General features: G+C 36.2%; 21 protein-coding genes. 1 reads left to right on the top strand and 20 read right to left on the bottom strand.

Annotated elements, in window-relative coordinates:
• Positions 1 to 50: 50 nt before the first annotated feature.
• The 17 genes from J2S10_RS07460 to J2S10_RS07380 form a co-directional block, all read right to left on the bottom strand.
• On the bottom strand, positions 51 to 2246 hold the full coding sequence (locus J2S10_RS07460; protein ID WP_307406018.1) for a glycosyltransferase family 39 protein: 2196 nt from the start codon (positions 2244 to 2246) through the stop codon (positions 51 to 53).
• Between the two features lie 18 nt (positions 2247 to 2264).
• Positions 2265 to 3143 carry a UTP--glucose-1-phosphate uridylyltransferase GalU gene (galU, locus tag J2S10_RS07455; RefSeq protein WP_307406016.1) on the bottom strand — a complete coding sequence of 293 codons (879 nt, stop codon included), beginning with the start codon at positions 3141 to 3143 and terminating at the stop codon, positions 2265 to 2267.
• A gap of 59 nt (positions 3144 to 3202) precedes the next feature.
• Positions 3203 to 4183, bottom strand: coding sequence for a glycosyltransferase family 2 protein (locus J2S10_RS07450; RefSeq protein WP_307406014.1), 981 nt, complete (start codon positions 4181 to 4183; stop codon positions 3203 to 3205).
• A 204-nt stretch (positions 4184 to 4387) separates the two neighbouring features.
• The gene (locus J2S10_RS07445) at positions 4388 to 4933 is read right to left on the bottom strand and encodes a hypothetical protein (RefSeq protein WP_307406012.1); all 546 of its coding nucleotides are present in this window, start codon (positions 4931 to 4933) and stop codon (positions 4388 to 4390) included.
• A 151-nt stretch (positions 4934 to 5084) separates the two neighbouring features.
• Positions 5085 to 5696 (bottom strand): hypothetical protein, encoded by a 612-nt coding sequence (locus J2S10_RS07440; RefSeq protein ID WP_307406010.1) that lies wholly within the window; start codon positions 5694 to 5696, stop codon positions 5085 to 5087.
• Entirely contained in the window at positions 5677 to 6114 is a 438-nt protein-coding gene (gene phaQ / locus J2S10_RS07435) for a poly-beta-hydroxybutyrate-responsive repressor (protein WP_307406008.1), read from the bottom strand. Before phaQ ends, J2S10_RS07440 begins: the two co-directional genes overlap by 20 nt.
• 268 nt (positions 6115 to 6382) lie before the next feature.
• Positions 6383 to 9145: a phosphoenolpyruvate carboxylase gene (ppc, locus tag J2S10_RS07430; protein ID WP_307406007.1), complete on the bottom strand. Its 2763-nt coding sequence runs from the start codon at positions 9143 to 9145 to the stop codon at positions 6383 to 6385.
• A 157-nt stretch (positions 9146 to 9302) separates the two neighbouring features.
• On the bottom strand, positions 9303 to 10691 hold the full coding sequence (locus J2S10_RS07425; RefSeq protein WP_307406005.1) for a cadherin-like beta sandwich domain-containing protein: 1389 nt from the start codon (positions 10689 to 10691) through the stop codon (positions 9303 to 9305).
• Positions 10692 to 10849: 158 nt separating this feature from the next.
• On the bottom strand, positions 10850 to 12019 hold the full coding sequence (locus J2S10_RS07420; RefSeq protein ID WP_307406004.1) for an LL-diaminopimelate aminotransferase: 1170 nt from the start codon (positions 12017 to 12019) through the stop codon (positions 10850 to 10852).
• A 203-nt stretch (positions 12020 to 12222) separates the two neighbouring features.
• Positions 12223 to 13407: an MFS transporter gene (locus tag J2S10_RS07415; protein ID WP_307406001.1), complete on the bottom strand. Its 1185-nt coding sequence runs from the start codon at positions 13405 to 13407 to the stop codon at positions 12223 to 12225.
• Between the two features lie 145 nt (positions 13408 to 13552).
• Positions 13553 to 14188, bottom strand: coding sequence for a YcnI family copper-binding membrane protein (locus J2S10_RS07410; RefSeq protein ID WP_307405999.1), 636 nt, complete (start codon positions 14186 to 14188; stop codon positions 13553 to 13555).
• A 24-nt stretch (positions 14189 to 14212) separates the two neighbouring features.
• Complete coding sequence (locus J2S10_RS07405; RefSeq protein ID WP_307405997.1) at positions 14213 to 15865, bottom strand: copper resistance protein CopC; 1653 nt, start codon at positions 15863 to 15865, stop codon at positions 14213 to 14215.
• Positions 15866 to 15891: 26 nt separating this feature from the next.
• Positions 15892 to 16473, bottom strand: coding sequence for a DeoR family transcriptional regulator (locus J2S10_RS07400; protein WP_307405994.1), 582 nt, complete (start codon positions 16471 to 16473; stop codon positions 15892 to 15894).
• Positions 16474 to 16714: 241 nt separating this feature from the next.
• Positions 16715 to 17875, bottom strand: a complete 1161-nt coding sequence (gene spoIIP / locus J2S10_RS07395) for a stage II sporulation protein P (RefSeq protein WP_307405992.1) — start codon at positions 17873 to 17875, stop codon at positions 16715 to 16717.
• Positions 17876 to 18011: 136 nt separating this feature from the next.
• Complete coding sequence (locus tag J2S10_RS07390) at positions 18012 to 18959, bottom strand: metal ABC transporter substrate-binding protein (protein WP_370876173.1); 948 nt, start codon at positions 18957 to 18959, stop codon at positions 18012 to 18014.
• Between the two features lie 283 nt (positions 18960 to 19242).
• Positions 19243 to 20013, bottom strand: a complete 771-nt coding sequence (locus tag J2S10_RS07385) for a nucleotidyltransferase domain-containing protein (RefSeq protein WP_307405989.1) — start codon at positions 20011 to 20013, stop codon at positions 19243 to 19245.
• 87 nt (positions 20014 to 20100) lie between these two features.
• Entirely contained in the window at positions 20101 to 20295 is a 195-nt protein-coding gene (locus J2S10_RS07380) for an IDEAL domain-containing protein (RefSeq protein WP_307405988.1), read from the bottom strand.
• Positions 20296 to 20544: 249 nt separating this feature from the next.
• Here J2S10_RS07380 and J2S10_RS07375 point away from each other — a divergent pair, with 249 nt between their 5' ends.
• Positions 20545 to 21375: an alpha/beta fold hydrolase gene (locus tag J2S10_RS07375; RefSeq protein ID WP_307405986.1), complete on the top strand. Its 831-nt coding sequence runs from the start codon at positions 20545 to 20547 to the stop codon at positions 21373 to 21375.
• 63 nt (positions 21376 to 21438) lie between these two features.
• On the opposite strand, the gene J2S10_RS07370 is transcribed toward J2S10_RS07375, so the two are convergent.
• From J2S10_RS07370 to J2S10_RS07360, 3 genes are all read right to left on the bottom strand, one after another.
• Positions 21439 to 22404 (bottom strand): quinone oxidoreductase family protein, encoded by a 966-nt coding sequence (locus tag J2S10_RS07370; RefSeq protein WP_307405984.1) that lies wholly within the window; start codon positions 22402 to 22404, stop codon positions 21439 to 21441.
• A 116-nt stretch (positions 22405 to 22520) separates the two neighbouring features.
• Positions 22521 to 23363, bottom strand: a complete 843-nt coding sequence (locus J2S10_RS07365; RefSeq protein WP_307405982.1) for an ABC transporter permease subunit — start codon at positions 23361 to 23363, stop codon at positions 22521 to 22523.
• Positions 23356 to 24267, bottom strand: coding sequence for an ABC transporter ATP-binding protein (locus J2S10_RS07360; protein WP_307405981.1), 912 nt, complete (start codon positions 24265 to 24267; stop codon positions 23356 to 23358). Before J2S10_RS07360 ends, J2S10_RS07365 begins: the two co-directional genes overlap by 8 nt.
• Between the last annotated feature and the right edge of the window lie 187 nt (positions 24268 to 24454).

Here is a 24454-nt window from a genome sequence, read left to right as displayed (position 1 = left end):
AAAAAAAGGCTGACACAGGGCCAGCCTCTTTTAAATCTATCTATGAACATCTATCCTTTATAGACGTATAACGTTTCGCCGCCAATCCCGCCAAATGACGCTTGGCTTTGAGATGAAGAATTGGATTGCCATTCGCTGCTTAGGACCTCAATACAGTTATCCTTGATCCATTGTGTAACAGCTTGGCTTTGGTCTCGGCCCATTCCTCCTCTACCTGATAGTAAGAAGTATTTAATTTCACCGGATTTCGCCATTTTCGCTAACTTCACAGGGGTAAGTGCAGGGTCACTTCCTGAAAAGCCCCCCATTGCCATTACAGCGTAGTTTGTATTTAAGATATACGGTGCCGCTGATTGGGTGCTGTCTGTAGCTAAGAAATATTTCTCACCATTATAATGTTTTTTAAGATACGAAAGTAACGATGAGTTTAGTACGGATCCAGGACCTCCCCCCTTCCGACTATTATTTACTGTTCCACTAACTGGAACACTATTAGCATCTTGATTAGAGGTAGAATTATTTGACGATCCTCCCATATTCCCAGCCATTGGTCCTCCGGCATTCATTCCTCCAAACCATGAATGATGTGGACCAGCTATTGGAGTCATAGAATTTCCTGAAGTATTTATGGTAATTCCAGTCCAGTATAACGGCAGAACCAGCATGGCCAGAATTCCAACCATCGGTAAATTAGGTGAAAAACTTTCTTTCTTCCTAATTTGAATTAGGACAGCAAAGAAGAATATTCCAGCTATCACCGTCGCCAAAATCAGAGGTTGTGATATCGAATTTTGATATAAGATTAAAGCTTCAAAAAGAAAAGTCGTAAGAACCGAAATTGGTAATAACCAGGATTTCCAGCCTTCTTTAATCTTGAATGCTTTCCAATTAACTGTCCAACCAATTCCTACTAATGCTGCAATCGCTGGTCCCATCATACTTAAATAATACTGGTGAAAGAAGCCCGCTATACTGAAGAAAATCATCATTGGTACTAACCAAGCCAGCCAGAAGGCTGCAACTTTGCTTTGTAAATCAAATTTCTTATTTTCGCGTAATTCAGTAAATAATCCAATAACGGCAAAAAGAACAAATGGCAATAACCAACTAATTTGCCCTGATAGCTCAGTTGAAAAAAGTCGTAATACACCGGGATTTCCTGTACCGAACATCCCTCCAGACCCGCCCTGTCCTCTCATATTACCGTTTCCATTACCTTGAAAGTTAGGAGGCGGTCCCCCGTTTCCAAACTGTCCTTGGTTTCCTTGAACCTGATTAGTGGCCGTTCCTTGTGACCCGGATGGCAAACTATCTTGTCCAGAGTTAACCTGTTTGTTACTGACATTGTTTTTATTGGCTTGTAGGTTCTTTCCTTGCTGATTCCCACTTTGTTGGGAAATACTTGTAACACTTTTATTTGACGGTTTTGTCGAATTTGTGCGGTTGCTTCCAGCACCATTGTTCATTCCCGTTAAACGTGAAATTCCATTGTAGCCAAGTGCCAGTTCAAGAACCGAATTCGTTTGACTGCTTCCGATATAAGGCCGTTCATTCTCCGGAACAAGATCAACCGCAACAGCCCATGACAATGATACAACTGCCAAAACAATAGTTGCGAATAATAAATTTTTCAACTTCTTTGTCCATTTTGCTTTTACCGCGATCCAGTAAAATAAATACATTGCCGGCACAACCATATATGCCTGAAGCATTTTTATATTAAAACCAATGCCAATCAATGTTACACTTAGAATTAACCAACCCGCTTTTTGCTTTTCAACGGATTTCATTAGCGCCCAAGTTGCTATTAATAATGTTAAAATCAGGATGCTATCCACGTTATTTGTTCTAACCACGGCAACAAAAATTGGTGAACATGATAATACAAGACTTGATAGTAATGCAGCTGCTCTCCCAAACTTCGGTTTCACTAAAACATACATAAGATAAACAGAAATGACACCTGCTATTGCTTCCGGAAGCAATACACTAAAGTCACTTAACCCAAAAATAGAAGCACTTAGTGTTTGAATCCATAATGCTACCGGCGGTTTATCAACAGTAATGAATCCTTGCGGGTCAAAGGATGCATAGAAAAAGGCATGGAAATTCTGCATCATACTCTTTACTGCAGCGGTATAGTAGGTGTTAGAGCCTGCATTTTTTAAATTATAAAAATTTAATATAAGGGATAAAAAGAGAATCCCTGCCAGCCGGAAATCAACCTTCTTTAAAGCTTTTTTCATATAGTTAATCCTTTCACTTTAATAAACATGCTCTGACTCCAGTAAGCCTTGTAAATAATTCAACAGTTGAGGCCGAAGTTCTTGACGGGTTAAACCAATTTCCATTATCGCCTGAATATAGCCAAATTTGTCGCCAATATCATAACGCTTTCCTTCCAGTTCAAGTGCAAGAAGCCGTTCTGTAAAGCATATTTCTCTTAGAGCGTCAGTTAATTGGATTTCATTTCCCGCTCCTTTTTCTAACTTTTCTAATATAGGAAAAATAGAAGGCTTTAAAATATATCTGCCCATTACTGCAAATTGAGAAGGAGCTAATTCAATAGAGGGTTTTTCTACCAAGTCATTTACTTCTCTAACGCCTTCCTTATACCCGTAAGAATGAATGATTCCGTATTTACTTACTTCTTCCATAGGTACATGCTTGACACCAATAATTTGTTTTTCGTATTGCTCGAATTTCTCTATCAATTGTTTTAGTGCCGGAGGGTCTGACGGCATAATGTCATCTCCCAGAAGGACTGCAAATGGTTCATTACCGATAAATTCCTTCGCGCATAAAACGGCATGCCCCAATCCTAATGGTTCTTTTTGACGAATGTAATGGATGGTGGCCATATTCGATATACTTTGTACTTCATCCAGTAATCTAAATTTTTCTTTTTCCAAAAGCAGCTGTTCGAGTTCAACTGATTTATCAAAATGGTCCTCAATCGCTTTTTTATTTCTTCCTGTTACAAAAATTATATTATCTATTCCGGACTTTACCGCTTCCTCAACAATATATTGAACAGCCGGTTTATCAACAATGGGCAGCATTTCTTTCGGCTGGGCTTTCGTTGCAGGTAAAAACCTTGTCCCTAAACCGGCCACCGGAATAACTGCTTTTCTTATTTTCATTTATGTCTTCCTCCTTAATTGATTCGCTTTTGAAAAACAAGATTCAAGAATGGCATTGTTTATTCATAATGCCCGATACTTTTCGTAGCTTTTCTTTTTGAGTGTTGCAAACCATATGAATCGCGAACGATATAAAGGGGGCGGTCTTTTGTTTCATCGTAAATCCGTCCGATGTATTCTCCAATAACTCCGAGAATCATTAACATGAAGCCGCTAAAAACTAATTGAATAATGATTAGTGATGACCACCCCGAAACCGTTTGCTTAGTAAAAATTTTTAAATATAAAACGGTAAACATGTATATAAATCCCACAACAGATAGTAAGAAGCCTGTGTAACCGGCAAGCTTTAAAGGCTTATATGAAAACGAGGTGATTCCGTCCAAAGACAACTTTAGCATCTTTTTTAATGGATACTTTGTTTCACCTGCAAATCTCTCTTCGCGTTCATACTCGATAGCGGTCTGGCGGAAACCTACCCAACTTGCTAACCCTCTTACAAAACGATTTTTTTCACGAATATTCTTCATCTGATCGACGACCTTCCGATCCATCAAGCGAAAATCACCAGTGTCCATCGGAATATCTATATCTGTCATTCCCCGAAGTGTACGGTAAAACATTGAAGCTGTTTTCTTTTTAAAAAAGGTTTCACCTTTTCGATTGATCCTTTTTGCATAGACAACATCAAAGCCTTCCATCCACTTTTCGATCATGTCTAAAATAAGTTCAGGAGGGTCTTGCAAATCCGCATCAATGATTACAACTGCCTCACCTCGTGCATAATCCATCCCGGCAGAAATTGCAATTTGGTGTCCAAAGTTCCTCGAAAAATTAAGCAATTTTACAGTTTCATCCATTCCTCTAATATCAATAAGACTTTCTTCTGTTTGATCCATGCTTCCATCATTTACAAAAAGTAGCTCATAGGATGCCCCTGTGGAATTCATAACTGTTTTTAACCGCTGATATGTTTGATGGATAACCTGCTCTTCGTTGTATACAGGAATAATGATCGAGTATTTTATATTTTGAACCATTTCTATTTCTCCTTTCTTCGAAATACTGACGAATGTTTTAATTGTTTAATCTGCCATCACTTTAACTGAGTATCCTTAAATAATTCTTAAAATTTGTAACAAAAAAACAAGTCCGTCCTAAAATAAACTGCCTAAAAAAAAGCCTTAAACCCCTTTATATAAAAGGATTTAAGGCTGCTAGTTTTAGGAAATGACTTTAGAATTTCAATTCGTCAAAATTCTAAGTTTGTTTTTTTCATTTACCCCCACATCCCATTGTGGTGTGGGAAGCTGAAATTTTTCATTTATTTCTCTCCGATTTCTTCTCATCCATTTTACGGCATATTTATTGGCATCCTTTTCAACCCATGTAAGTGAATAGGAGGAATCGGTTAATGATTGGTCCGATAGAGATGTTAAAAAGTGAGATTCTTCTGTGATGAATTGATGATGGTGTCTGATCTCGTGGAATAAACAAAAAACGCCATGAAGTTTTTTTAAGAAAGGTTCTTGATAAGGCAGGTTAAAAAGATAAATAAATATCATGCTTTGTTTGTAATTATAGCTTGAAAAAATCGATGACCTTATAATATTTTTAAATAAATTATATCGACTGGATATATCGCTATTTTTTCCTGCAAGCGAGACAATCGACTGCCAACGATCAAATATGTATATATCAGGGGTGTGTTTTTTTGAAATTGGCAATAAATCTAATAAAAAATCAATCTCTTTTTCCGGTAAAATAAGTGAATGACTATAAACTGCCAATCAAGGTCAACCCCTTTATATAAGGACATTGAAAAGAATTGCATACATTTATTATAGGGAATTTTTTTAAAATTGCAACAATATAAAAGGCATGAGAATTTTCTCATGCCTTGATTTTTAAAATGTAATCACCAATTCAATTTTTAAGTAGTTATCTAGCCTTCACAAGCTCTTTAAGGCTGTTTTTACCGCGCTCAACCATATCATAGTGTGTATTGCGGGCTAGCTTAACATATTCATCTTCAACCTGCTGCCATGCATCTCGGCGTTCACGAGAATATTCAATGCCGGATTCAGCATTTTTTTCAATATTATCCTCAAATTGGTCAATCAAATGAACCACAGATTTTATTGGAGTAAGTGCAAGATTTTCCAACTGATTGGTAACCTCTTTAAGCTGGTTTTTAAGTTCTTCGCTTTCAAATGTTTGAGCCGAATCCAAGCTAACTACTTCATTCATTACTTCTTTGCTGGAAGTAAATTGGTTCATTAGTCCTGTAACAATATCATTGTTTGTTTTCTTAGACTGCTCATAGAGATTGGCAATTGACTTTCTGTATTGCTTATTAAATTTTATAACCTCTCTTAATGCTTTAATATAAGCATCCTCTTGGCTTTCCCGAACTTGTCTCGTCCTTGCACTTGATTGTTCAAAGAAATCCCAAAATGTGTTAACAAATAAACCTCCGGCATTGGTTTCCTCTGCTGTTGTAATTATATTATCATTTGCAGCTGAAACAGCCTCATTCTTCTTCTGTGCCATTGTTCTTCCTCCTGTTTAACTTATTTATTTTCTCTATTGGATCCTTCTTTTGTAATGAAGGAATGTAGAGCTCAAGGAAACTAGAATACATATTGAAAAATTGATCCAGTAAAGATTGGTATGATTCTAGTTGATTGGCATAGCTTTTTAAGTATGTAATACCGCCTTTTGTAATTGAATACCTTCTTTTTGCAGGACCGCTTCCATTTGTATCCCATTCTGATGAGACTAGCTCATCCTTTTCTAACTGTCTTAGTTGCCTGTAAAGGTTCCCCTGGTCAATCGTTTTAAAACCGAATGCTTGAAGCTTTTGACTTAGTTCATACCCATGAAGAGACATTCTACTAAGAAGCAATAAAATAAATGGCAGAACAAAGTTTTTTGAAGGATTGACTGTTTGATTGTCTTGGTTTACCAAATCTTTATCACCTCACCTATATGTATTTTACACCTATGGGTTATATTTTGTCAAATGTGTTTCATATAAATACATTAAAAAGCAGTATTTTAATGATTTGAAATTCCTTACTCTAGGAATAGACCAAAATAAAAAAGGTGTAAATAAATTATCGAATTTTCTTAAAAAATAAATGAATATTCATTGATTTCGCTTTAATTTACAAAAAGTTTAAAATATAAAAAAACCACAAACTCCAAATTGAAGTTTGTGGTTTTTAATTCGTAGATCAACCTGTATTACGTAAGCCGGCAGAGATACCACTAATTGTTAATAATACTTGCGTTAATAGTTCTTCATTAGGATCGTCCAGGCTTCGTAATTCTTTAATTAATTCTACTTGTAAAAAGTTTAATGGGTCCACATATGGATTTCTTCTGTGAACAGATTCCTGAATGTTTGGTGTATGATCCAGTAATTCTTGGTCACTTGTAATTTTGAGAAGAATAGCTTTTGTTCTTTCATATTCATCTAAGATATTTGTAAAAATCCGCTCAGCAATGTTTTGGTCTTCTACAAGTGTTAAATATTCTTTAGCTGTTGTAATATCAGCTTTCATTAATGCCATTTGCAAATTATCAATGGTCGATTGAAAGAAAGGCCATTTTTCATACATTTGCTGTAAAAGATATAAGTTTTTCACATTTTTTGAAGCAAAGCTTTCTAAACCTGTTCCTGCCGCATACCAGGCCGGCAGCAATTGACGGCTTTGCGTCCATGCGAATACCCATGGGATTGCTCTTAAATCTTCAAATCTACCCTTATTTTTGCGGCTCATTGGTCTAGAGCCAATATTTAAGTCTCCAATCTCTCTTAGTGGTGTAGCCTCGTTAAAATAAGTTAGGAAATCAGGGTCACCAAAAACAAGTGATTGGTATTTGATATAAGACTCTTTTGAAATTTCTTCAATTGCACATTCCCATGCTTCAGCTCGGAATTGTCCTTGGTCTGCCACTTTCGAAACATGTGTGGCAGTTTTGAGCAAGGTGGATGTTGCCTGCTCTAAGCTTCGATAGGCAATATCTTCAAGCAGGTAGCGGGAAGACAATACTTCTCCTTGCTCAGTAATTTTCACTCCATCACCAATTGTTTCAGCAGGTTGTGATAGAATACTCTTATTTAATGGACCGCCGCCGCGACCTAAAGAGCCTCCTCTACCATGGAAGAATTTAAGGCCAATTTGATATCTTTTTGCCATTTCGTGGATTTCAATTTGCGCTTTATATAATTTCCAGTTAGCTGTTAAGGTGCCACCGTCTTTGCTTCCATCGGAGTAACCTAACATAATTTCCTGCAGATCCCCCATCCTCTGTAAATGATTGCGATATAGAGGCATCTCAAACAGAGTTTCCATGATTTTTGGTCCAGCCGTTAAATCACCAATTGTTTCTAGCAACGGGGCAACATTTAAATGGCTTTCTACCGTTCCATCTGCATGAAGTCGATAAAGTCCAGCTTCTTTCGCTAAAACCAGTACTTCCAATAAATCGCTTGGCGATTTCGTCATACTAACAAGATAAACCGTGATAGACCGTTTTCCAAATTCGTCATGGGCATCTTTAATCATTTGAAACACTTTAATCATTTCTTGTGTTTCAGAAGAATAATCTTCATTTAGTAAAAGTAGCGGACGTGGGTCTAAAAGGATATTTTGTAATATCTTGATTTTTTCTTCTTCAGAAAGTTCAGCATAATTTTCGGCCATATTGACTTTTCTTAATATCTCTGTAATCGCCGCCTCGTGTTCACCGCTATGGTTACGAATATCAAGTGTTGCTAAATGGAATCCAAATAATTGTACTTGGCGAATCAGATTTTGGATCGTTTCTAATTCATGTGCGGCAGGATGATGTTGTTTTAAACTTCTCTTAATGACATACAAATCCTCTAATAATTCATCTGCAGTTTTATAACCGATGTCTGACTTCCCTACTTGTTTCACCCGTTCGATAATAAGGGCAAATACACGGCGATAGACTTCCGTTTTAACAGCCCATTTTTTCTCATCAGTTAAAAATTGGCCTTCCTTCTCCTCCAGGAATTGAAGAAGCTCATCACTTACTCCAATCCTTGTCGTGGACTGACTATATCGTTTCATCAAATCTACTAAAACATTTTTATATTTTTTTAAGACAAGCCTTCTCTGCCTGTTCAGTGTCTCCCATGTTACCTCGTGTGTAACATTTGGATTCCCATCGCGGTCTCCGCCAATCCATGAACCAAAACGAAGGAAATTGGGAACTTCCCAGCTCGTATGAGAGTAATTTTTCTCTAAACAAGCTTCTAATTCACGATGGATTTCGGGTAGAACATCAAAAAGTGTCTGATCAAAATAATAGAGCCCGTTTCGTACCTCATCTAATACTGTCGGCTTATGATGACGCAATTCATCTGTCTGCCATAGAATTGTTACTTCATTGAACAAGCGACCTTCCAGATTTTTTCGTTCTCTATTTGTTAGTAATGGGTGGTCGAGATTTTTTAAAATATCAGCAATTCGCTGTTGAATTTCTAGAATTGAACGCTTTGTTGCCTCAGTTGGATGGGCAGTAATTACCAGTTCAAGTGACAAGCTATTAAGTGCATCTTGAATTAGTTCTTCCTTTACATTGTTCTCTTTAAGTGAAAGAATTGCACTTTCAATCGAAGCGGGTTGGACAATTTTTTCATCCTGAAGTTGATATTGTCTTCTCCTGCGAATGCGATGGTTTAGTTCAGCTGCATTAATTAAATGGAAGTACATCGAAAACGCCCGAATGATTTGCTTACGCATTGGAGAACTAAGCTTAGCAATTTCATCTTTTAATTCTAAATAGATTTCTTTGTCAAATTGGTTTCGAAGCGATTTACACATCATTCGTATTTTTTCCACTTTGTCAAAAAGTTCAGATCCACCATGATTGACTAGAATCTCACCAAGCATTTGGCCAAGTAATTTAACATCTCGGCGCAATGGAAGACTGCTTTCATTCAACTTCAATTCTGTAGACATACTCTCACCTTCCTTAAATCAAAAAATTCAATAAATTTTAATTATAAATATAACATAAATTCATGAAACATGTTAAAAAAAATATCTTACTTTTTTTCAAAGAAAGAAAAAAAAATCGAAAATACGAAAAAAACCTGCCAACAGGCAGGTTTGAATATTAAAAGAGCTTACTGAAAAAAGAAGAAATACTATCCACTATTCGGCTCCATAAAGAAGTTGAAGTATTATTATTTTTCCGTCCATTATTCCACATAGTTGTTTGAACAGATGCCTTATCACTGCCTGAATTAGTATCCGATGTACTTGTTGAACTAGTTACAGTCGTATTGGCAGTGACAGTTGTTGCAGTTGTTGCGGCAGCTTGTGGAACAGCCCTATCAAAAACCAAGACGTAGGTTTTTCGATCCGTACCCCTTGTTACGATAACAGGAACAATTGTTTTACTGCCATCTAACTGAACAGTTTCTCCACTTCCACCATTTATTGAAACCGCTGCATCGCTATACTTTGCACCTGGATTGATTGTAACTGTTGTTATATCACTTGAAACAGCAACATGGTAAGTATAGGTACTAGATGAAAACGTTTCGTTCCATGTGCCGCTTGACACAGTTAAGGAAGATAGGATTGCCGTACTTGTTTTTTGCACGAAAGAACCTTTTTGCACGAAAGAACCATTTTGCTGTGTTGTAGATTTCTTTAAAGTGTTATTTCTATTTTTGAAGCTAGTCTGGCTCTTGGTATTGGTTGCGGTATGATTTTTATTAGCAGAACTGGAAGTCTTAGATATTGGCTTCGTTAGAACCGGTGTTGGAATAACTTTTTTATCCTCTCTCGTTACATGGAGAATATAGGTTTTTTTATCACCATTTTCTGCTGTAACTACGATCGTAATATCGGATTTTCCAACAGGAAGCTGAACCAACTTGCCATCTGAATTTACTAAACTATCATTTACCATTATTGTAGATGTCTTCTCAACTGTTTCCGGTGTAAAGGTAATAGACTCGACATCATTGGTTTCCTGGACAGTGTATTCCGTAATCTGGGAATCAAATTTCGGAGATAATTCTCCTTTTGATAGTTTAATATCTTGAAGAAGATTATTATTATTTTGCTTTTTCGTCATCGTAAGGGTATACGTATTCGGTGTCTGGCTGTTATCATCAACCGTTATTAAAAAAGTATTCTCACCTGTATGGACAGAATAAGTTCCATCCGTCCCACTTATGACAGGCTGCCCATTAATGGTAATCTTCGCCTGTGGATTATCACTTTCTACATGCAAAGAAATTTCTTCAACGTTATTTTCAACAGTAGCCGTATAGGTTTTGACATCGGGTGAAAAGGTCTGATCCAGTTTGACATCTTTAATTTCTAACTTAGACAAAGTGTTTGTATTCTGCTGTTCTACTGAAGTAGTGTTAACAGCGTTTTGATCCATTGCTGCGTATGCAGTTGGTATGTACGAGAACGACCCCATGCCAATCATTGACACAACAAGAATCAAATTCACTCCTCTACCGTTTCGCACCTTTGTAAGCATTCCGTACTCCTCCTAAGTTTACGCTTTCTAATAGTTAGCTATAATTTGGACTAACTATACCATTCGATGCTTAACTTTTTCTTAATTTTTTCTTTAAAAAATACAAGCTATCAATAGTGGAAAAAACCTTCAAATTGAAGGCCATTGTTATTTTTGGGTTATGCATATGTCTTAAGAAATTCATGTATCCGGTCTGCAGCATCCAGCAGTCTTTCGGGCGGTTGAACCAAGGCAATCCGTACATAACCTTCCCCTAGTTTTCCAAATGCATCACCCGGTACTACTGCAACCCCCGCTTGGTCAATTAATTCAAAGGCAAACTGCCGGGATTTCCAACCAACAGGGATTTTTGCCCAAACAAACATTGTAGCCGGTGACTTTGTCACATGCCATCCACTTTTTTCAAGTCCTGTAATTAAAGCGTCCCGGCGTTTTTCATAAATCTTCTTTTGTTCTTGAAGATTGCAATAATCAGAAGTAAGTGCCATTACAGCTGATTGTTGTATCGGATAAAAAATGCCATAGTCGATATGTGATTTTAATGTACCCAGAATTTTGATTGCCTGTTCATTACCGACAACATAGCCTATACGGCATCCGGCCATATTGAATGTTTTTGAAAGTGAATTGAATTCAATGCCAATCTCCCTCGCACCCGGGATGGACATAAAACTAATTTGCGGATGATGATCGAAAATCAATTCAGAATAGGCAAAATCATGGACAACTAAAATGTTGTGCTGCTTAGCAAATTTAACAACTTTTTCAAAAAAGGTTTTGTCAGCTAGAGCAGTTACCGGGTTTCCGGGATAACTAAGAATCATCATTTTTGTTTTCTCTAATACTTCTAAGGGGATATCTTCAAGAATAGGTAAAAATTTATTTTCCGCTAATAATGGCATCGGGTAAATTACACCGCCGGCAATCGTAACGCTTGCTTCATAAATCGGATAACCCGGGTCCGGAACCAAAACATATTCACCGGGATTGATTAGGGCCGTTGCTAAATGTGCAAGACCATCCTGGGACCCCATAAGCTGAAGGACTTCTTTTTCAGATTCAAGATCCACCGAATAACGCTCTAAAAAATAACATACGGCATCATGGAATTCAGAAATTCCCTTTAATGTATAACCATATTTTGTTGAGTCGGTTGCGTATTTAACAAGGGTATCAACAACAAAAGGCGGTGGTGGTAAATCAGGGCTCCCCACACTTAAATCGATGACATCCATGCCTTTTTTTATTGCTTCTTGTTTCCGGTCAGCCACCTCTTGAAAGATACTGGCAGTCAATTTTTGGACTTTATTCGATGCAAAGAGATTCATAGACACGCTCCTCAATTTTTCATTTTTAATTATCTCTTAGAAAATTCATTCTTTTTTATATAAAATAATAATTCAAAATTATTTTAACAAAATTTTTTAGTTTAATAAAATTTGATTTTAATTTTGGAAATCCACTGTTTGTAAAAAATAAAAACCGGGGAATAACCAATTTTTCCTGAATTTTTTAAATGCATTTGATTTTATTACGTTAATTCTTGTGACAAATGGACATTTTTTAAACCTTTCAGAGTGAAGAAGCTGACGAATAAGATTGCTGTAAAGAATAGAAAGTTATTGAACACGCCTACTTTAGAGATGAGTATTCCGGTTGTGAGAGCAGAAGTAATTTTAACCATTGAAGCGAGTATCGTCCTTAGGCCAACCACTCTAGCGATATATTCTTTCGTTGAATTCAATTGAATTAATGTTTGGGTAATAATTAAATGTGACATTGTAAACAGTCCCAGTAAAAAAATGAAAGTGGCAGCTATTAAATCCATTCGATTAAAATATAACAATAATGAGGAGATTGCCATGCCCGTCATGGTAAAAATGATGCTTTTTTGTTTAAAGTGCCTTAGAAAGAAAGTTACAATCATTCCCGAAATGATCCCGCCAACAGCAAAGGAAATATCGAATAAGGAATAAAGACCGCTTCTCCCTTTAAAAATTTCAGCAAGCGGCAGCAAAATCGTCGTCGTCATTTGAATACTAATACTATTTAATATCGATAGGAAGAGGAGATATTTCATTCCAGCCGTTTTGTTAATAAAATGACAACCAGAAACCAATTCAGAAATATAGTTTATTTTTGTGTGATTTACCTTTTTCTCATTTAGACGTATCACCTGAAAAAAAAATAATCCCGCGATTAAAAAGGTTAATGAATTTATAAAAAATCCGGAAAATAATGATAGCTTGATTAAAAAGACCCCGGAAACCGCTGAACCTGCAATAACAGCAACTTCATTAAGGGAAGATGATTTGGAAATCACAAAGGGGATATCCTTATCGGAGAAGGATTCTTTAATAAATGACTGTTCAGCCGGTTTGTAAACGGTATAACAGATGGCTAATAAAAATTGTAGAAAATAAACAAGTAAGATTGATTCAGTCTTAAAAAAGATTAGCGTTGACATACCTAAAACAATTAAAAACCGAAGGATATCAGTTGTGACGACAATATTTTTCGATTTATGATGGTCGACATACACAGCAACAAATGGAGTTATGAGTATACTTGGCAAATAATAGATGGCAATCATGAATCCAATCGATAAAGCTTGGCCGGTTAAATGGTATATATACCATATAATTGCAATTTGTTGAATTCCATCTCCGAAATTGCTTATCATTGAGCCTAATAAGTAGGATAATTTATTTTTCATTTGTGTTCCCTCCCCCTTCCCTCCCTTATTTTATATCTCATGATTCATATGAAAAATGACAAAAACTTTATGACTAACCTTAAGAAATCCTTATAAAAAAAACAGAAGATAGAAATTCTACCCTCTGCTATTTCAAATAGATATATTATTTTTTTCGGAATGACATAAGTAGGGCTATTAATGATAATAAAACGGCAACTACAGATAAAATAGTAGGAAGTGAGCTAGTCGATTGGGTTACATCTTTCTTACTAGCCTTTTCTGTTGTCTTAGTCATATTCTGCATATTATGTTGATCGGTTGATGCAGCTTTCACGATATCCGTAATGGAATGAGGTGTTTTAGCTGTTTCATCCCCTGTCCATTCAACGACACTTCCATCTTTGTAATATTGATAAGCATCCCAAGCAGCTTTTGTTGCCTGATTAGGGTTTTTAGCGACAAATACGAATTGTTGGAATTGCCCAGGAAGAATCCCGGCTCCAGTTGCTTCAAATGTAAACGTAATTACTTTCCCGCTTGAATCTTTTTCAGTGGTGTAATTCCAGCCTGGAACCGGCTGATAAGATTCAATTTCCAGTCCTGATGGTACCTTCACTGTAACTTTTGTCGTTGGAACATCCTTTTCTACCGGTACTTTTAAGGTGTACGTTTCCCATGCCCCTGTTGATGATGTTTTAGGCGCTACCGTAACATGTGCGCTGGCAATACTTGAAAAGAAAAATAGGCTAATAACGGTTGGAATAAAAATTTTTGTGAGCTTTTTTATCATATTTTTCATTTGAATTCTCCTCGATTAAGTGTATTATTGACTTCCTACAATACAGCGGAAATCTGTATCGATATTATCAAGGGTAGTCGTCAGGATATGAATATGAACGTTCCAGCGGCCTGCCATATTGAAATGCATGCCCTTTACTTCGTAAAGGCCCTTTGAGGATTTTGGCAATCTTACTGAAGCATCCCCCATACCCATTTCAAGTGAGGTAAAAGTAAGGGTTACCTGCTCAACGCTTTTCAATGGTTGACCTTTACTATTTTTTAAAGCCACCGTAAAGACATTTTCGCCGATAATGTTTGGTGTTACTTTTAAAGAAACGATATTTCCATTTACTGTTTTTGTTTCGTAAAACGGCCCGGGAGAGGAAATCGCTGTCGGCAAATTCGTTAGAATTACAGAAAGCATCAAAACGACGACCCCTATTGCTAACTCCCCAATAAGAGAAGTTTTTAGCTCTTTTTCTTTCCCTCTTTTTCCTTTAACAAAATTGACCGCGGCAAGTATTAGCATCAAGAAAAGCAATACCACCTTACTCAACAGTACTCTTCCATAATTCGTATGTATCAGCGAAGGAAGGTTAGGAATGAATGTAAAACTGGAGAAAACACCCGTAAAGGATAAAAGCAGAACAAGTATGATTCCCCATTTGGAAAACCTCTGAATTAGTTTAAAGTATAATTGGTTCGTCTCGATATTTTTTCGCAATGGCAGTAATGCAACAATGCCAATCAAACTTCCAATCCAAATGGACGCAGCAAATAAATGAAAGAAATCCATTGAGATCGATAGAATTTTATTAGTTGTTGAAGAAGCGTGGCCGGTTAAAGCTTTTGTAAGCAACAATCCTATTCCTAAAGAAAAACAAAGCCATTGTCCAATTAGTTTAGTGATTCGATTGAGACTTAAAAGATTATTTGATACGGCAAGTGTAAACAGGATGACCATTTGGATAATCCATGTATGTCCAAACAAAGTATTTGAAATGATATCACTTAATGTTTGCGTGTGAAGCACTTTACTCCATGCTGTGCCGGATTCTATCACGGCCTGTAATGGTAAACTTAAAATGATACTAACTAGTAAAAAGAAGTATGAGAGCCATATAATCCTAATGAAGATAGTTTTAAATAAAGGATTTTTCCGCAATTCCTTTGGCAATACCAATAGGTACAAAAAAAGCATCCCAACAAAACATGCATTACTTAAATATTGGAACCACCGAATGAAAATAAGATCTCCATGGGGAGTATAGCCTTGCGTTCCGGCAGGTAACGTGGTTGAGCTATGAACCTTGCTCCCCCCTCCAATTTGAAAGGGAATAACTCCCTGAACGGGGTGCCCATCATTCGAAACCACTTTCCATTGAATCCGATACGTACCTTTCGGCAAATTTTTCTTTAAATCTGCTTCTAGAATAGATGAATTTTTGGAATTAATATGACCGTTTTTTTGATCTATTTGATTTCCCTTTGAGTCGTATACTTGAAGTGAGTTAAAAACAGGCTGAATAGATTCGTCAAACTGAATTGTTACCTTCAGCGGAGACGATTTTAATATCTCATTTTCAAATGGTGCAGACTTTAAGATATACGCATGAGCAGACGAAACAGATGGAAATAAAAAAAGAAAAAGGTATAAAATTAACACAAAGATGCTGCTTTTCTTTTTTATATTCAATCCATCACTCCCTCTTTTGATAAATTTCAGTTTTTACAATGGCAACCCGATTCGCCCTTCATTCTTTTCCGGATTTCTTCAACTGCTTCATCAAACCGCAATACAGTTCCGCCAAACCCCTTTTGAAATTGTTCCGCATGCTTTATGGATTCAAATGTTAAAACCTGTGGTTGACAGCAATTCAATTGAAAATCGGCATCCATTAAGAAATAAGCCATTTTCGCGCTGATCGTGGAGTTGTGAAGAAAATCACGGCAAATAATTTGTGAAACATCCTTTTCAATATCCTTATATCGTAGTATTCCACAATGCGGGCAGCATAATTGCTCTACCCTTAAATCATTAGTTATGATTTGAACCGGATGGCGGTTATTTGACTCCTTTAAACAATATGTACATGCATGTGCAGAAACGCCGATAACCGGTGCTGGCGCTAAGGAAATGCCGCCTGATGTTTTAATGATTTTGCTTTCCTCCAACAAGGGTTTTATATCACGGTATACGGTCATTTCTGATACATTTAAACGCTTGCTGATTTCTGTTATTGAAATTGAACCTTCTTTGTTCAACCAGGTCACAATTTGCTGTCGGCGTTCAATCGGTAACATGTAGTCCTCCTTTATCATTTCAAATTACTTTCTACTACATTTAGCTTAATTAATAAAATAACCGTTAACAATACAATAATATGAACATTTTGTGAAAAAATGTTGAAAAGTAACATTTTTTCACAAATAGAAACACATCTACTTTCTTTTTTAGCATCATTTTTTATTTTTATCGTGAAAGATATAAAAAAAGACGCTACCCTTAAATAGCGCCCTCCAATAATAATTTTCATTTAGTATATTAAAACGCTTTAGCATTTTTCTTTTCCCAATAGTATTCACTAAAGACATCCGCAAATGCATCCATCGCATTTTGCAGTTCATCTAAATTATTGTCAACCCCACCTACTTCAATTAAGATCGCTCTTGGTGAAAGGTCTTGATTATACACTCCATTCCCTAAACTTTTACTTTTTGAGAATATCCCTCTACTTAATCCGGGATATTTTTTTTCTACTGCGGCATGGAGGTCTTTGGCAAGCTGTAAATTCTGTTTAAAATTCGGATTGGCTTCTCCGACAATAAAATCCAACCTGGCATAACTTTTATTATTAATCGTTGTTGTCGTTATGTTCTTTCTTTGGGAATCCCTATGAATATCTATCGTGAATTTTAAATCCTGATCACTGGCAATGGCTTCCTGCACAAGGCCCCTTGAATATTGATATGCATTATTATAATTCCAACCTTTTTCATGAAGCTTTTCGGTGGCATCTATCGTACTATGCTCCGAGCCAATTCCTTTTGCAGCTAAGTCTTTGGCTAACATATCACCAACTTCAACTACGTTTGCACCGTTATTGGAACTAACAGCATCATCGGGTGATGAAGATGAAACTTGCTGCAATAATGGTAAATAGGACTCCCAGCTATGTGTATGATAAATATAAACAACTTTCTTTCCGTCTGTCGTTTGGCCGGGCGGTATAGTTGAGCCTGTTTGGTTTGAATTGTTATTCTTTCCTGCGTTTTGGGCTACTTCTCTTTCTTTTAATAGGGTTTCCATTGGCGGAGCGGATTCAATTGGCACATTCGTAATGTCGGTGCCTTGACCCGCAACTTGAATATTTGTATTGAATTCTGAAAATCCCGGTAACTCTCTTTCAAAAAACGATTTAACATCATTTATTTTTATATTGGTCGCAATTTGAAAACCGACTTTTGTTAATGGAATATCCTTAATATCTTTGTTATTTTGGATAAAATATTTATTTTCTGTTCCAAAGAAATACAAAAATAATTTATTTAAATCAGATGTTTCAAGAATCTGACCCACTGATTCAGAGGACATTTTTACCGAAAGAAAAGTGGTCATTCCCGCAATTAATAAAAAAACAAAGATAACGGAAAGCACTGCTCCATTGACCTGTACGATTAAACTATATTGGTTATTTTTTTTCATTTAACGTTACCTCCTTCTAGTAAATAGTTATGCAAAACTATTACTAGATAGAAGTAACTTTATTCTATTTTATCTCTCATTTTTGTAAATTTATCATTCTTTCAACTTTTATTTCTTCTAAAATAAAAATTAGATTTTATTCATTAATAGACTTTTTTAGTGACTCTAAATTCTTTTTCATTACTCCAAAATAGTCTAATCCTTGCTTTTGCTCTTCTTTCGTTAAACCTTCAAGCGGATTTAAGACTTCTGTTTGAGCACCAATTTCATTGGCTAATGTTTGCGCCACTTTTGAAGAAGTTAATCCTTCAAAATAAATAATTTTTATATTCTTTTTCTTTGTTAAGTCGGCTAATTCAGCTAATTTCCCCAATGTCGGTTCCACATCAGGAGAAAGTCCGGCGATTGGAATCTGTGTTAAACCATATTGCTTCGCCATATAGCCGAAAGCGGCATGTTGAGTAACAAATTCCTTTCGCTTAGCCTTATCAATGTTTTCCTTATATAAACGATCTAAATCAGCAAGCTTTGCTTTTGTTTTGTTGGCATTTTGTTCATATTGTTGTTTATTTTTTGGGTCCTTTTGCTCTAAAGCCTTTGCAATGTTGTCAATCTCTTTTGCTGCTAACACCGGTGATAGCCATACATGCGGATCTTTCGAAGCCTGAGAACCATTCTCTTCTTCAGATGTACCATCCATAAGGTTGATACCTTGAGAGGCTTCAAGGACCTTTAAATGGGATTGATCAATACTTTTTAACACCTTTTGAGCCCAAGTCTCAAAGTATTGGCTGTTATAAATGAATACATCAGCATCTTGAATACTGGCCATATCCTTTGCCGTTGGTTCCCAATCATGCGGTTCAACACCATTCGGGATCAATAGATCAACATTTGCCGAGTTCCCTGCAACTTGTTTTGTAAAAAAATACATCGGATAAAAAGTAGTAACAATTTGCAATTTTTTCGATCCCGAGCTTTCTGTTTTACCGTTCACCTGACTGGCATTAGAGCAGCCGCTTGCTATTAATAGAAAAAAAAGCATTAATGCTAAAAGTCTTTTCACTATTCCATTCGCCTCCATTTAAAACTTTAAATTGGAATTATTACGATTTAATATTCAAAGTTATATTCTTAGATTCAGAGTTTGATGTTATTTCAAATCGGAATTGTTACGAATTGTATCGTAATATTTTTTAAGGTTTATGTCAATCATTTTTTTAGATATTAACTTTCAATAGGTGCAATATATTAAATTCGCATCTGGGAGATTTAAGGAGGAAAAATAGTGTGGTCTTTTTAACAAGTTAATAAATCTTATAAAGAAAAGGTCGTCCAAATGGAACGGCCTTTTTTCCTTTTTTTGTTCAATCCCAAGCCTCGTCAAGTGTCGTTCTGAAAAGAATATCTAATTGCGGGGTAATATCTGTTTTTGAAATCATGATTGTTTTTGCATATTCCTCCATTCGGCTGATTTCTTCCTCCACATAATCGTTAATAATTGTGAGCTTTGGTCCTAAGTAGAGCTCTTCACCATTGATTTTCCTTTTTAATAAGGTGAGAATTTCTTGTTTAAGAACTCCATTTTCAAGAATCTCTTCGACCAATTCTTGAAATTTTACAGGTGGAATCGTATTGTAGCGTTCAATCCAGTTGCAGGCCAATATGGGACGAAGGACATAAAAATACTTCTTAATTTTAACGTGATCTCCTTGGAGATAATCACGATAATTTCTCTTGGTCATATTTAAGTAGTGATAAAGTGCTGACCCTGGTAAAAATATTTGGTCTTGAATTGATTTCATTTTCTCCACTAAAGAAAAAGCTTGGTAATAGACTATTCCCGAATGTAGCCATTCCATCAGCGGAGGATTGGATTTATTAAAGAGGCGAAGTGCTTTCCGCAATTCCCATCCATTTATATCAAGGAGATTGTTGATAGGGAGTTCAATAACATCTTTTTTTTGTTCAATAGACAAATACCAATCCCTTTGATGCACATAAATAAAACGTACATCGTAATCACTTTCCTTTGAAGGAAATCCCCATGCCCTGCTTCCTGATTCCACTGCATAACACACTTTAACTTGGTATTGCTTCTCAATTTTTTTTATTTCCTCAATGATTGTCTCTTTCAATCGCTAAAACTCCTTTTCCCTTATCATAAAAAAGAATAAGCCCGAATTCAAAATGAATCGGGCCAATTTTCTAAGTTTGTATTTGTATTAAGAAATTTTCTTTAACTCTTCTGTCAACTGAAGAAACTTCTCCTTGTTTCCTTCCAGTAATGTCATGTCGATTTCCTGACGGATTTTATCTCTGCGGAAATCGAGCAGAGCTTTATTTAACACCATTTCTGCAATTAAAGAATCCTGACCCTCATCCATGTGCTGTGGTGAATTTAATAATTTCTTTTCCATCTGGAAATCAACTCCTTTAGTTTTTTATTATTATACTAATAGTTTTCTAAAAATTCAAATATTTTATTTCGAAAATTTCAAAAAAGAAACTGGTGCCTGACACCCCTAAAATACATTTGTCCGCCTGTGAAGGACAAGTTGAGAACAAAGGTTTTTTTGTAAAAAATTTTTATCAATTTGTTGTGAAGTAACCAAATCCGGGGAACATTAATTTAAAAAATTGCAGAGGAAATAAGGAGGAAGGAATTAGTGAAGCAGGCCGTTTTAACCGGACATCAGCCGATAAATGACATTAATGTTTATTATGAATTTTATCCTAACAAAACGTCAGCAAAAACCGTAATCTTATTACATGGATTTCTTTCTTCAAGCTTCACGTTTCGCCATTTAATACCGCTTTTAAACCAAGATTATCAAGTGTTGTCTGTAGACCTCCCGCCATTTGGAAAAAGCGACAAATCCCATCGCTACGAGTACTCCTATAAAAATTTGGCCCAAACCGTCATCAAGTTAATTGAGTTTTTCGGCTTAAAAAAACTCACTTTCCTAGGACATTCCATGGGTGGACAGGTTGTACTTAATATTCTTCACCTTATGCCCGAACTTGCCGACAATGCCATCTTACTTTGCAGTTCCTCCTATCTGAAAAAATCAAGGATGCCGCTTATCATTACAAGCTACCTGCCGTTTTTTCATCTGTTTGTGAAATTTTGGCTGGCACGTACCGGAGTGAAAAAGAACCTTCAGGATACCCTTTATAATCATTCATTAATAAATGATGAAATGATAAATGGATATTTGCAGCCTTTTTTACAGGATGAGATTTTCGTTGCCCTCACAAGAATGATCCGTCATCGTGAAGGAGACCTTCCGTCTAAGGTACTTAACAATATAAAAACACCCTGTTTATTAATTTGGGGAGAGCATGATAAGTCATTGCCTGTTCACATTGGAGAGAGACTTAACAGGGACCTGGTTAATTCTGAGCTAATCGTTTTAAAAGAATCGGGTCACGCACTTCCTGAAGAACGTCCAAGGGAAGTGTACAAACATATAAAAAGCTTTTTAGAAGTTAGTTAAGGTGCTGTACACCACAAAAAGACACTTGTCCTTACGTGGTGCACAGCACCTCCTGTTAGTACATTATGGAATTAATAAAATTTTCCCTGTACTTTTTCGGCTTTCAAGTAATATGTGTGCTTCCGTACCATCTTTTAATCGAAATGAAACAGGAGCTTGCACTTTTAGCTTTCCTGCGATAATCCACTCAAACAATTGTTTTGAGCGAATCGCTCTTTCTTCAAAGGAAGTAAGAACATTCCAAAGGTCGCCGCCGGTAAGTGTTCGGGAAGTATCCATCAACATTCGTGGATCGACAGGAGCAGGATCACCGCCGGCCATCCCATAAAATACCACCGTTCCTCCAATTCTAGTTGCCTTAAAGCTTTCTTCCAAAGTTGAACCTACTGATTCATAAACGACATCCGCACCAACATTATTGGTTACTTCCTTTACCTTTTCCTGCCAAGGTTCATCATATAAAAACACAAAATCTGCTCCAACTGTTTTACTAACCTCAGCCTTTTCTTTTGAAGAAGTTAAACCGATAACCTTCCCGCCAAGCAGCTTCGTTATTTGGACAAGTAGTTGCCCAACCCCTCCGGCTGCAGCGTGGACTAAAACAAAGTCACCTTCCTTAATCCGATAACTATCTTTCGTTAAATAATGTGCAGTCAGTCCTTGCAGCAATATAGAAGAGGCCGTTTCAAAGGATATTTCTGAAGGTATTGGGATTGCCTTATTCATAGGAACTGCAACTAACTCTGCATTGGCAAAAGGAACATCTGCAAAACCAATATGGTCTCCCACTTTCACGTTTGTCACGTCTTCTCCTACCTGTTCTACAATTCCTGCTCCTTCATAGCCCAAAATATATGGCGGTTCACCGGCCAGATGATAATTCCCTTTCCTTCTATATACATCCGCGAAATTCAAGCCAATGGCTTTCATTCTTACCAATATTTCATTTTCTTTAATCGTTGGATCAGGTATTTCTTTATAATGTAGTACTTCCGGTCCGCCAAACTTTTCAAAAACAAGTGATTTCATTTTCCCTACCTCTTTTACTCATCTTAATAACAGTCATAGTAAAGGAACTTTCGGATTAATACAAGTTTTCCCGCTTACAAGCTTTGAGTTCACTATTAAAAAACAGCTTTTTTTGATTAATGAATTTGGCTTTCAAACAAGGTGTTTCTCTGATTGAATTTTGTTATTACTTTTACTAAAAAAGCATTGGCAGCCAGTAATCCTACGCCAATCAAGAATAATGTCAGCGAACTCAAGAAAAACAGTCCACTTGCCTGACTTATGATGATGCCAACGACAGGTAAAACCATAATACCGCCAAACTGCTGCGCCTCTTGAAATGATTTTACTTTAGCTGACACTAATACATTAAGGATAATATTAAATATAACAAGCGCAGGGATCACCCAAAATATTAGTAATAGCCACGTCGAATTTAAAAATAATAATTCCTTAAAATAAGGAAAAGCAATCAAATTAACAATAACACTATTCATTAAAAATGCACCAAGGGTTATCAGGAAGGATGGGATGAATGAAGCAATAACTTTACCCAAAAACAAATCAAATACTGAGATCGGAGCAAATAACAATGTTTCTAACGTGTTTCTTTCTTTTTCTCCGGCAAAACTGTTAGCGGACGTAACAAGTGAATTTACGATGGCAACCATTAAAAAAAACGGGATCATCATAAAGTTTAAGAAAAAATAAACTGATTTATATCCCAGTGTCGGCAATGAGGCAAGCGTATTTCTCATATCATCGTTTGGAAAGCTTTTTATAAATGCATTTATAGGTTTTTCTAAATCTTTCGAGGAATGCCCAATCAATTCAGTATGTAGGCCGATATAGGCAAATATAGCTGGAAAAAGAATACAGATCACCAAAGGAAGAATAATCATCGGAACCCAAATTTTTTTTGATGAAAATGTCGCTTTTAGATCTTTTTGAGCAATGGCGGTAATGATTCTTTTATTCATGATCCTCACCTCGAATCTTGAAGTAAAGTGCCTCAAGACTTCTATTCGTAATTTCACAGGAATGGACCCACGATTCGTTAAGAATTCCACTTAATAAGGGGGTAATATCCTCTTTTGACCCTAAAGTAAATTCAAGTTGATCTGCCTCTTTTCTTTCATAAACATGACCCATATATGTTTGGCGATTCTCCGGTTTTAGCCCTGTTTCCACTAATAATTTAATTTCTTTTAAGTATTTATCCTCCAGTTCGCTTCTTGTTCCTTCTTCGATGATTCTGCCATTTTTCAAAAAGAGGAATGAATCACAAATCGTTTCCAGCTGATGCAACACATGAGAACAAATGACAATTGTTACCTTTTCTTCAGCATTTACTCTACTTAAGTAATGAATCACATCATTGATTCCCTCCGGATCCAATCCATTTGTCGGTTCATCCAAAAACAATAGACTTGGCTTATGTAACAATGCCTTTGCCAACGTAATTCTTTTCTTCATCCCAGTTGAAAACGTTCCTATTAATTGATCTTTTTTATCGTTCATACCAAACTGATCAAGCAAATATGAGATTCTTTTTGGATCATAGGCATTATATATTTTTGAAAAAAAGACAAGATTGTCCCACGCGCTCATGTCATGATAAAGGGCTGCACTTTCGGTCACAATCCCTGCCCGTTTTCTAATTTCATCACCTTCTGATTTAGGGTCATAACCCATGACTTTCATCGTACCGCTGTTAGGATTGATGACTCCATTTAATAATCGAATCATCGTCGTTTTCCCGGCTCCATTAGGGCCAAGCAAACCATTTATACTTCCTTCTTTAATCGAAAAAGAAACATCGGATAAAATGGAACGACCGTTAAAATTTTTATTTACATGAACTGCCTCAATAATATTCGTCACAATATTCCCCCTAAAACCATTAATCTATATTTTTTACGAATTAGGAAACGATTCCGTTCAAAAAATTTGCTAAAGTAAATATTTCGACTTTTTCGCAGACAATTCCTTGTAAAAAAAATCCAAAAATAAATTTTTAAACAGGTGCTCTCTTTTAGGCGTATCGAAACCATTGTGATAAAATCTAAAG

Source organism: Neobacillus ginsengisoli, from assembly GCF_030813055.1.
The sequence above is the reverse complement of the archived record's forward strand: the minus strand, read 5'-3'. Positions and strand labels throughout refer to the sequence as shown.

What these genes read in the sequence shown, in the direction of transcription:
- J2S10_RS07365 (WP_307405982.1), bottom strand. Translation starts at nt 23,363, where the DNA reads ATGAATAAAAGAATCATTACCGCCATTGCTCAAAAAGATCTAAAAGCG.
- spoIIP (WP_307405992.1), bottom strand. Translation starts at nt 17,875, where the DNA reads ATGAAAAAAAATAACCAATATAGTTTAATCGTACAGGTCAATGGAGCA.
- J2S10_RS07425 (WP_307406005.1), bottom strand. Translation starts at nt 10,691, where the DNA reads ATGCTTACAAAGGTGCGAAACGGTAGAGGAGTGAATTTGATTCTTGTT.
- J2S10_RS07400 (WP_307405994.1), bottom strand. Translation starts at nt 16,473, where the DNA reads ATGTTACCGATTGAACGCCGACAGCAAATTGTGACCTGGTTGAACAAA.
- J2S10_RS07440 (WP_307406010.1), bottom strand. Translation starts at nt 5,696, where the DNA reads ATGGCACAGAAGAAGAATGAGGCTGTTTCAGCTGCAAATGATAATATA.
- J2S10_RS07370 (WP_307405984.1), bottom strand. Translation starts at nt 22,404, where the DNA reads ATGAAATCACTTGTTTTTGAAAAGTTTGGCGGACCGGAAGTACTACAT.
- J2S10_RS07390 (WP_370876173.1), bottom strand. Translation starts at nt 18,959, where the DNA reads ATGGAGGCGAATGGAATAGTGAAAAGACTTTTAGCATTAATGCTTTTT.
- galU (WP_307406016.1), bottom strand. Translation starts at nt 3,143, where the DNA reads ATGAAAATAAGAAAAGCAGTTATTCCGGTGGCCGGTTTAGGGACAAGG.
- J2S10_RS07415 (WP_307406001.1), bottom strand. Translation starts at nt 13,407, where the DNA reads ATGAAAAATAAATTATCCTACTTATTAGGCTCAATGATAAGCAATTTC.
- ppc (WP_307406007.1), bottom strand. Translation starts at nt 9,145, where the DNA reads ATGTCTACAGAATTGAAGTTGAATGAAAGCAGTCTTCCATTGCGCCGA.
- J2S10_RS07450 (WP_307406014.1), bottom strand. Translation starts at nt 4,183, where the DNA reads ATGGTTCAAAATATAAAATACTCGATCATTATTCCTGTATACAACGAA.
- J2S10_RS07410 (WP_307405999.1), bottom strand. Translation starts at nt 14,188, where the DNA reads ATGAAAAATATGATAAAAAAGCTCACAAAAATTTTTATTCCAACCGTT.
- J2S10_RS07380 (WP_307405988.1), bottom strand. Translation starts at nt 20,295, where the DNA reads ATGGAAAAGAAATTATTAAATTCACCACAGCACATGGATGAGGGTCAG.
- J2S10_RS07420 (WP_307406004.1), bottom strand. Translation starts at nt 12,019, where the DNA reads ATGAATCTCTTTGCATCGAATAAAGTCCAAAAATTGACTGCCAGTATC.
- J2S10_RS07460 (WP_307406018.1), bottom strand. Translation starts at nt 2,246, where the DNA reads ATGAAAAAAGCTTTAAAGAAGGTTGATTTCCGGCTGGCAGGGATTCTC.